Origin of the sequence: Collinsella sp. AM29-10AC (assembly GCF_003469085.1) — a bacterium.
In the GTDB taxonomy this organism is placed as follows: Bacteria; Actinomycetota; Coriobacteriia; order Coriobacteriales; family Coriobacteriaceae; genus Collinsella.
Genome location: NZ_QSKB01000030.1, coordinates 24470 through 32623, shown reverse-complemented (window position 1 = coordinate 32623; position 8154 = coordinate 24470). Strand labels below are relative to the sequence as shown.

The following is an 8154-nucleotide window of genomic DNA, read 5'->3' as shown; positions in this document are numbered from 1 at the left end:
CCTCCCTTTTCTCGAACCTTAATTTCAAAGTCCAAGAAATGGGATGCAGTTCACAAAGGTGCCTGTCCCCTTTGCGGTGATTCTGTACCACCAAGATGTGTCAAATGACTCCGTATGCCTAGGTTCGTAAATGTGAACCCAGGCCTCTACCTGCGGTTTAAGTCAATATGATTTCGCCATCGCCACACTCGTCCCGGGAACGCTACAATCGAGGACACGATTATTCGTCCACCCAAAGGACCGTCCTTGAACCTGAGCAGGCCTAAAATCAACGCGCTTCTGGCACTCGCGCTCTTCACCTTCGCCTTCCTTGCCGCCGAGTTTCGCTTCGACGTCAATGTCGGGCTACTCGCCGGCGCCGAACGTGTTGTGCTCGCACAGGGCTTTATTCTAGGTGCGAGCGTGCTCGGCTTTATCGGATATGCGCCGCTGCTCGGGCTCGCACAGCGCAAAGGCCGGCCTCGGGCAGTTGTCAGCACCGCCGTCCCCATCGCCATCTTGGGGTTGACTCAGATTCAGTCCCCCACGAGCCCGCTTGCGCTCGAGATTCTGGGATGCCTCGCATTCCTTGGACTCGGCCTACTGGGCGGCGCGGCACACCATGCCTTCGCAACGACATTCCAAGACGATCCCAAGCTCGCCACCGGTGCGGGAGCAGCCTATGCCGCGGGCATCCTGATGCAGTTCGCCATCAACCTGCTCAATTGCGGCGGCATCGCAGAGCTCATCGTCCTTGGCACAGCGACGATCGCCATCTCCGCCCTCAGCGTCGTTCCCCAAAAGGCTGCTGAGAGCTCCAGCCCCGCCATCAATCCCCTTGTTGAGCCATCGCACGCCCTTGCCAAGCAGGCGTGTTGGAGCATCGCGCTCGTCATGATTCTGGCCTGTCTGTTCTCTACTCTCGATAACGTGGTCACGTTCTCCAACGCCCACGGCACCATCGCCGTGCAGACCTGGCCGCGCCTCTTTTTGGCAGCGAGCGGTCTTGCCGCCGGTCTTATCTTTGATCTTGCCGAGCGTCGCTACATGGGACTCGTCATGTTCGGCGTCACGGTACTCTCCACTATTTCGATCTTAGCCGTCGAAGCAGGAGCCGATCCCAACCTGGGCCTCATTGTCTTTTACCTGAGCTCGGGCTTTTTCGTCACGTTCTTTACTGCCACGTTTACTCAGCTGGCACCGCGCATGCACGCGCCCGCCTTCTGGGCCGGCATGGGACGCGCCGCCAATAACGTGTGCGCGTTCACCACGTCGGGCGTCTCGCTTGCGCTTGTGACCTCGGGCAATGTTGCTCTCATCATGATCGGTGCGCTCGTTTTGCTCGTCGCCGCCTGCGCGGCATTTGTGGCAGCCGGCTTGTTCCGCCTACCCCAAACCGAGCAGGAGCGCGAACATCAACAGCTTGCCGAGGAGGCGCTGGCAGCACCGAGTATCGAGGAGCAGCGTCAGGTCTTCATCACCGATCACGCTCTCATCCCGCGCGAAGTTGACGTGCTGGTGGCTGTGACCCAAGATGAGCGCCCGCTCAAACAGGTCGCCGAGGAGCTTGGTATCTCGATGCGCATGGTGCAGCGCCACCTGAGTTCCATTTATCAAAAGACCGGCACGCAGACGCGCGCCGGTCTCACCAAGGCCTTCCCCTCCGCCTAAAACAAACCACCACAAAGGTGCCTTTGTGGTGGTTTTGATTGGCTAGGCTTCGAGCTGGGCGACTTTGTAGCGGTAGGCAGCGGCGATAACGTCTTTGCAGCCTTCGCGCCCCAGCTTGGCGCGGTTGACGACGATATCCTTACCGCTCGTCATCTTCCACTTGCCGGCGCTGTAGCGCTTATAGAACGCCTCGCGCGCCTTCTGCTGCTGTTTGACCAGCTTGGCGCCCTTCTTTTTGTTAAGGCCACGCTTCTTGCGCACAATCTCGACGCGGTCCTCAAAGGGAGCGGTCACCAACACGGCAATGTGGTTGGGGTTGTTGCGAAGCAGGTAATCGGACAGGCGGCCTTCGATAATGCAGCTCTCGGTCTCACCCAAGTCCAAAATCACCTGGCTCATCTTTTGGAACAGCTTGTCCGAGTACGAACGCGCGTCGTAGCGGTCGGGCAGGAACGCCATGTTCTCCACGGCCAGACGCTCGTCGTAGGCGGCCATCTTGTCGAGCGACTCGCCCGCGCGCAGCGACGCACGTACCAGCAGCTCGTTATCGTACAGCGGAATCCCCAACTCGTCGGCAAGCATGCGACCAATCTCGTGGCCCTCGGCGCCAAAGTCGCGCGCGATGGTAATGACCACAGGATTCTTCTTATTCTCCAGATCGCTCATCGCGATTCCTTTCTCTATGTGACAAAGGGACAGTCCCTTTGTCACATTCTACGCTGCCACCATTCGCCTCTGATATGCGCGAACCAGCAGCGAGATACCAAAGTTGAGCACAAAGTACATCGCAAACACCAGGCCGTAGAGCATAAGCACCTGCGACAGGTCGATCGCGTGGGCCATCACGACATTTGCCGTATACATGAGCTCGGCCACGTTAATACCCGAAAGATACGAGCTGTCCTTGATGACGGTCGTGCACTGGCTAAACAGCGCCGGAATGATCGTCTTAAACGTCTGCGGCAGAATGATGTAGCGCATGGTGGCAAAGAAGCCAAAACCCTGGCTCTGCGCCGCCTCAAACTGGCCGCGCGGAATCGAGTTGAGGCCGCCGCGCACAATCTCGGCCATCACGGCGCTGGTAAACAGCGTAAAGGCGATGGTCGAAATCACAATGTCCAAACCCTGCACAGTAAAGTAGATAAACAGGATCCACAGCAGGTTCGGTGTGCAGCGGAACAGCTCGATATAGGCGCTCACCAGAATACGGAACGGGCGGGGCGCATAGCTTTTAACGAGCGCCAGCACCGTGCCAAAGATGAGCGAGAAAAAGATCGACAGCGCCGAGATCTCGATTGTCTTAACAAAGCCGCCCCAAATGTAGAGCAGGTTGGTCGCGTTGAAGATTTCCATGCGCTAGGCCTCCTCTACGTTGTCGAGCCCCAGCTCGGCTAGGCTCACGCCGCGCGGACGCTCCTTGGAGCGGCGCTCGAGCCACTGCACAAGCATGGCGAGCGGAAAGCAGATGATGAAGTACATAAGGCAGCAGACGATGTATCCCTGCAGGTAACCGTACAGACTCACAAAGTTGTCGGAACGGTACATAAGGTCGCCGCCGGCCACAAGCGCCAGCACCGACGTGTTCTTGACCAGGTTGAGCGCCTGGTTACACAGCGGCGGCAGAATGATCTTGAACGTCTGGGGCAGTACGATGTACCAGTATGCCTGCGCACGGGTGAAGCCCTGGCTCTGGGCCGCCTCCATCTGACCGCGCGGAACGGCCTCGATACCGGTGCGGATGACCTCCGAGATGTAGGCCGCGTGATACAGGCCCACACCCAAGAAGCCCAGCACGAACGGCGCGATGCGCACCGGCTGGTCGGCGCCGGTTATAGCCTGCAAAAACTGCGGGCCAGCCATATACATAAAGAGCACCTGCACGGGTAGCGGGGTATTCTGGTAAAACTCAACGTACACGCGGCTGATGGCGCGCAGTACACGCGAACGGGTGGTCGAGAACACGCCCAGCAGCGTGCCCAGCACCAGCGACAGCAGCAGACCAGCAACGACCACCTGCAGCGTCACGCCAAAGCCCTCCCAGAAGGGCCCCATGTTTTGAAATGTCGTCGACCAGCGGTCGGCGTCAAACAATCCTTCGAGCATTTGATTCCTTCCTTGGACGATGCGCCTACACAAGACCCCAGGTCTTGACCTCTTGATCGAGCCAGCCGTCGGCCAAGCGATCGCAGACCACCTGATTGACCACGGCCGAGAGGTCGCAGCCCTTCTTGGTCGCCACGCCGTAGCCCTGCTCGCCAAACTTGACCTCGGGCTGCAGTAGCTCGACAGTCTCGTTCATGTAGCCGGCCAGCGTGGAGCGGTCCATGGCAAAGACGTCGATATTGCCGGCGTCGAGCGAACTCTTGATGATGGGGTAGCCGCTAAAGGCCCTAAATTCGGGCTCGCAGGTAAAGCCGTTATCCTTGATCATCTGCTCGATCAGGCCCTGCGTGGTGGCACCCTGACTCACGCCGATGACCTTGCCGTCCAGGTCCTCAATCGAGGTAAAGCCCGAACGTTTCTTGACCATGAGGCCCACGTAGTCGGTGCGATACGGCGTCGAGAAATCCCAGCTCTTCTTGCGCTCGTCGGTGATGGTGTAGGTCGCCGCGACCACATCGAGTTGGCCGTTGTCGATCAGCGGGCCGCGCGTCTTGGGCGTTACGTCGGTAAACTCGACCAGCTCCTGGGCGCGGGCCTCCTTGTAGCTCACGCCAAAGACGGCAGCGGCGATCTGGTAGCACAGATCGACCTCCATGCCCTCAAAGCGACCCTTGGCGGTGTCGTAATAGCCGTAGCCGGGAACATCCTTCTTAACGCCGGCGTTCAGGTGGCCACGCGACTTGATGGTCGCAAGCTTGGACCCCTTGTCGGAGGCCTCGCCGCTGGCAGAGTTGCCGCAACCGGTGAGCGCGGTCCCCGTCAGCGCGAGCATGCCGGCGCCAGCCAGCTGCAAAAAGTGACGGCGCGATACAGCCGCCCTCGTCATATCCGTCATGTCCATCACCGCGCCTAGTGCAGAATCTTGGACAGGAACTCGCGGCAGCGCGGGTTCTCGGGGTTATCGAAGAAGTGCTCGGGCGTGCCCTCCTCCAGAATGCGGCCGTCCTCCATAAAGATGACGCGGTCGGCCACCTGGCGCGCAAAGCCCATCTCATGCGTCACGCAGATCATGGTGATGTCCTCCTGCGCAAGCTCAATCATAACGTCCAGAACCTCCTGGACCATCTCGGGGTCGAGCGCCGAGGTCGGCTCGTCAAACAGGATGATGGGCTGCTTAGTGCACAGGGCACGGGCGATAGCGATGCGCTGCTGCTGACCGCCCGAGAGGTTCTGCGGATACTCGCCGGCCTTATGAGCCATGCCAACGCGCTTGAGCGCGGCGATGGCGATCTCGGTCGCCTCCTCCTTGCTCTTCTTTTGCAGCTTGATGGGCGCGAGCGTCAGATTGCCCAGCACCGTCATGTTGGGATACAGGTTGAACTGCTGAAACACCATGGAGCTATACTTGCGAGCCATCTCCAGGTGATTCTTCTTGGTAAGCGGCGTGCCGTCGATGATGACCTCGCCCGACGTGGGCTCCTCAAGATAATCGACGCAGCGGATGAGCGTCGACTTACCCGAACCAGAGGGCCCGATCATTACGAGCTTCTCGCCGCGCTTGACGGTGAGGTTGATATCTTTGAGCACATGCAGGTCGCCAAAGTACTTGTTGAGATGCTTGATCTCGATCATGTCTGCCATGAATGTCCCTTCCCTGCGTTTACACGAGTTGAACTATTGTACGGAAAGAACCACGTTTCCGCAGCCCACACTACATCCCCGTAAAGAACCCGCAATCTTTCACCTGCTCGTTGGTGCTCATTGGGGACAGACTTAAATGAGTACCCCCCGTGGGCACTCAATTTGAGTCTGTCCCCAATGAGTGCCCAGCCCAGCAAAAAGGGGCGCGACCGCAATGGTCACGCCCCCTCGATATCAACTATGTACCGCTAGGCCCCTATGCGAGTTTGGCTCCAACGATCTTTGCTGCTGCCGGCTTATCGAAGTTGCCGCCAGTGGCCTTACCCAGAGCGCCCATGACCTGGCCCATCTGCTTCTTGGACGTGGCGCCCAGCTCGGCGATGACCTGCTCGATCAGGGCCTCGAGCTCCTCGCCCGAAACCTGCGCGGGCAGAAGGCTCTCCAGAATCTTGACCTGCTCGGTCAGGTTGTCGGTACGCTCTTGGTCGGTGCCGGCCTTGATGGACATCTCCAGCGTCTCGCTCGTCTGCTTAATCAGACGCTTGATCATGCTGTTGACGTCTTCCTCGGTCACATCGCGGCGCTCGTTAACCTCGATATTCTTCACCTCGGCCTTGACCTGGCGAATGATGGACAGGCGAACCTTGTCCTTAGCCTTCATGGCCGCGATCATTTCCTTCTGCAGCTCTTCGTTGGTCATCTGCAAATCCTCTCTAATAGCGTGGGCGGCACTCGCGCGAGCACCGCCCCATGATTACTCAGTCGTCGACGAATCGTCGGTCGAACTCTTGGTGACGCCCTTCAGGCTCACGTTATAGGGCACGTCCTTAGGCATGGGGTTAACGGTGATGTCGGCGTCCTTCTTGTACTGCTCCAGCCACTCGCTGTACGCGGTGCTTGCCGTCTGCGTCTTCACCACGTTGGAGACGTACTTCTTGATGTCCTTGGGTACCTGCTTAATGTCATCGACCTGATTATCGACATGGAAGTAGTCGGTGCACTTGATGATGTGGTAACCATAGGTCGACTCGACGACGTCGCTCACATCGCCCTTGTTGAGCCCCTCGAGCGCCGCCTGGTAGCTGTCGACGAAGGTGGTGAGCTTGTCCCAGCCCACATCGCCCTTCTTATCCTTGGAGCCGGTATCGTCGGAGTACTGCTTTACGGCGTCCTCAAAGCTCAGCTCGCCGGAGTTGATCTTGTCCAGGCACTCCTGCGCCTTGGCCTTGGCGGCGGCCTTGTCCTCATCGGAAGCGTCGGAATCGACCTTGATCAGAATATTCGACGAACGGCGGGCGTCATTGTAGTTGGACAGGTTCTCGTTGATGTAATCGACAATCTCGCTGTCCTTGGGCTTGCTTGTGGGCGCTACCGCATCCTTGAGCTTTTGCTGCGCCAGGCTCTCCTTGAGCGAGTCCTTGTAGGTGTCCTCGGTGTAGCCGTAGGTCTTAAGCGTCTTCTTAAAGGCCTTGGCGCCGCCGGCGCTCTTGCAGGCGTCCTTCCAGGCCTTCTCGACCTCCTCGTCCGAGACGGTCACGCCGTTTTCCTTCTGCGCTTGCTGAAGCAGAATCTGCTGCGTGTAGGAGTCGATGAGCTGCTTGCGATACTTCTTGGGCGTGAGGTCGTTGTCGACCAGGTACTGCGCCCAGTCTTTGTCCTTGGTGTAGCCGTAGGACGTGCGCATGCTCATGATCTGCTTGGTCACGGTGTCCTCGGTGAGGTTGGTGCCATTGATGGTAGCAGCCACGCCGCCAGTGAGCTTATAGCCCGAGCTGGCGCTTTCGGTCTGCGACATCAGGCCGGAGCACGCCATGGCCGAGACGGAAAGCAGCATCGCTAGTACGCCGATAACCACTAGGATAATCTTGACGGTCTTGGACACATAGGTCTTGCGCTGCTTCTTGCGAGAGCTGGAGGCGGCGCGAGCCTGCTGCTCGGGCGTCGGCTCGGGTGCGGGGTTCTTTTTCTTATTTGCCATAGTTGGCCTTTCGCATAACGAATCGAACAAACGCCATTGTGTCACAACGCAGCCCCCGCGGCACGCTTGGTGCATTGGGGACAGGTTAATCTGCACCATTTTGGTGCAAAGGGGACAGCTCTGGCAGCCGGCAGTTAGGGACGTTCCTTTTCTGCCGACAGTTAGAGACAGTCCCCAAGTGCCGGCACATAAGGAACGTCCCTAGGTGCCGGTTTAGCCCCACCTTAGAAGTGACGGCGGATGGCGTCGACCATGCCCTGGGGCGTGGTCTGGCCGAGCACGTCGGCTGCGGCATCGGCGTCCATAAAGATATTCATGAGCGCCTGCAGGGCCTCGACCTGGCCGCCCGGCTCGGCAATGCCCAGGTTGATGACGATCTGCGCCGGCACCGGAGCGCCCATGCCAGCCATAGCGTTAAATATCACGGGCGCGGCGGGCTTCACCACCGCGATATAGGGCTTGGCCACAAACCCCGGATCGGTATGCGGAATGGCAATGTTTACCGCCGGCATGGCAAGACCCGTGGGATAGGCATCCTCGCGCGTGCGAACGGCGTCGAGCCAACCGTCGGCAATGTAGCCGCGCGGAGCAAGCTCACTCTCGAGTTGCGCAAACACCTCACCCGGCGTCGCACACTCCCAATCAAAAAACACCAGCTCAGGCGTAAACAGCGCTTCGTTATCCGCCATGCGCTCACCTCTCTCACCTAGTCATTCAGGAACGTCCCCGATGACCACCCAAAACAAAAGGTGGCCACGCGCGCCTTGGCGCCAATGACCACC

At 59.0% G+C, this 8154-nt stretch carries 9 protein-coding genes; 1 reads left to right on the top strand and 8 read right to left on the bottom strand.

Annotated features, from left to right (window positions below):
• Window positions 1-246 precede the first annotated feature (246 nt).
• Window positions 247-1650 carry a LuxR C-terminal-related transcriptional regulator gene (locus DW754_RS09395; RefSeq protein ID WP_117759547.1) on the top strand — a complete coding sequence of 468 codons (1404 nt, stop codon included), beginning with the start codon at window positions 247-249 and terminating at the stop codon, window positions 1648-1650.
• Between the two features lie 42 nt (window positions 1651-1692).
• On the opposite strand, the gene DW754_RS09390 is transcribed toward DW754_RS09395, so the two are convergent.
• The 8 genes from DW754_RS09390 to DW754_RS09355 form a co-directional block, all read right to left on the bottom strand.
• Complete coding sequence (locus DW754_RS09390; RefSeq protein ID WP_117759545.1) at window positions 1693-2316, bottom strand: AAA family ATPase; 624 nt, start codon at window positions 2314-2316, stop codon at window positions 1693-1695.
• Window positions 2317-2364: 48 nt separating this feature from the next.
• The gene (locus DW754_RS09385; RefSeq protein WP_006235796.1) at window positions 2365-3003 is read right to left on the bottom strand and encodes an amino acid ABC transporter permease; all 639 of its coding nucleotides are present in this window, start codon (window positions 3001-3003) and stop codon (window positions 2365-2367) included.
• Between the two features lie 3 nt (window positions 3004-3006).
• Window positions 3007-3753, bottom strand: coding sequence for an amino acid ABC transporter permease (locus tag DW754_RS09380; RefSeq protein WP_035136546.1), 747 nt, complete (start codon window positions 3751-3753; stop codon window positions 3007-3009).
• Between the two features lie 25 nt (window positions 3754-3778).
• The gene (locus DW754_RS09375; protein WP_117759543.1) at window positions 3779-4654 is read right to left on the bottom strand and encodes a transporter substrate-binding domain-containing protein; all 876 of its coding nucleotides are present in this window, start codon (window positions 4652-4654) and stop codon (window positions 3779-3781) included.
• Between the two features lie 8 nt (window positions 4655-4662).
• A complete protein-coding gene (locus DW754_RS09370) occupies window positions 4663-5394 on the bottom strand; it encodes an amino acid ABC transporter ATP-binding protein (protein ID WP_055251548.1) in 732 nt (243 codons plus the stop codon).
• 256 nt (window positions 5395-5650) lie between these two features.
• Window positions 5651-6094, bottom strand: coding sequence for a GatB/YqeY domain-containing protein (locus DW754_RS09365; RefSeq protein ID WP_006235801.1), 444 nt, complete (start codon window positions 6092-6094; stop codon window positions 5651-5653).
• Between the two features lie 54 nt (window positions 6095-6148).
• A complete protein-coding gene (locus tag DW754_RS09360) occupies window positions 6149-7372 on the bottom strand; it encodes a peptidylprolyl isomerase (RefSeq protein WP_117759541.1) in 1224 nt (407 codons plus the stop codon).
• 224 nt (window positions 7373-7596) lie between these two features.
• Window positions 7597-8061, bottom strand: coding sequence for a PTS sugar transporter subunit IIA (locus DW754_RS09355; RefSeq protein WP_117759539.1), 465 nt, complete (start codon window positions 8059-8061; stop codon window positions 7597-7599).
• Window positions 8062-8154 lie beyond the last annotated feature (93 nt).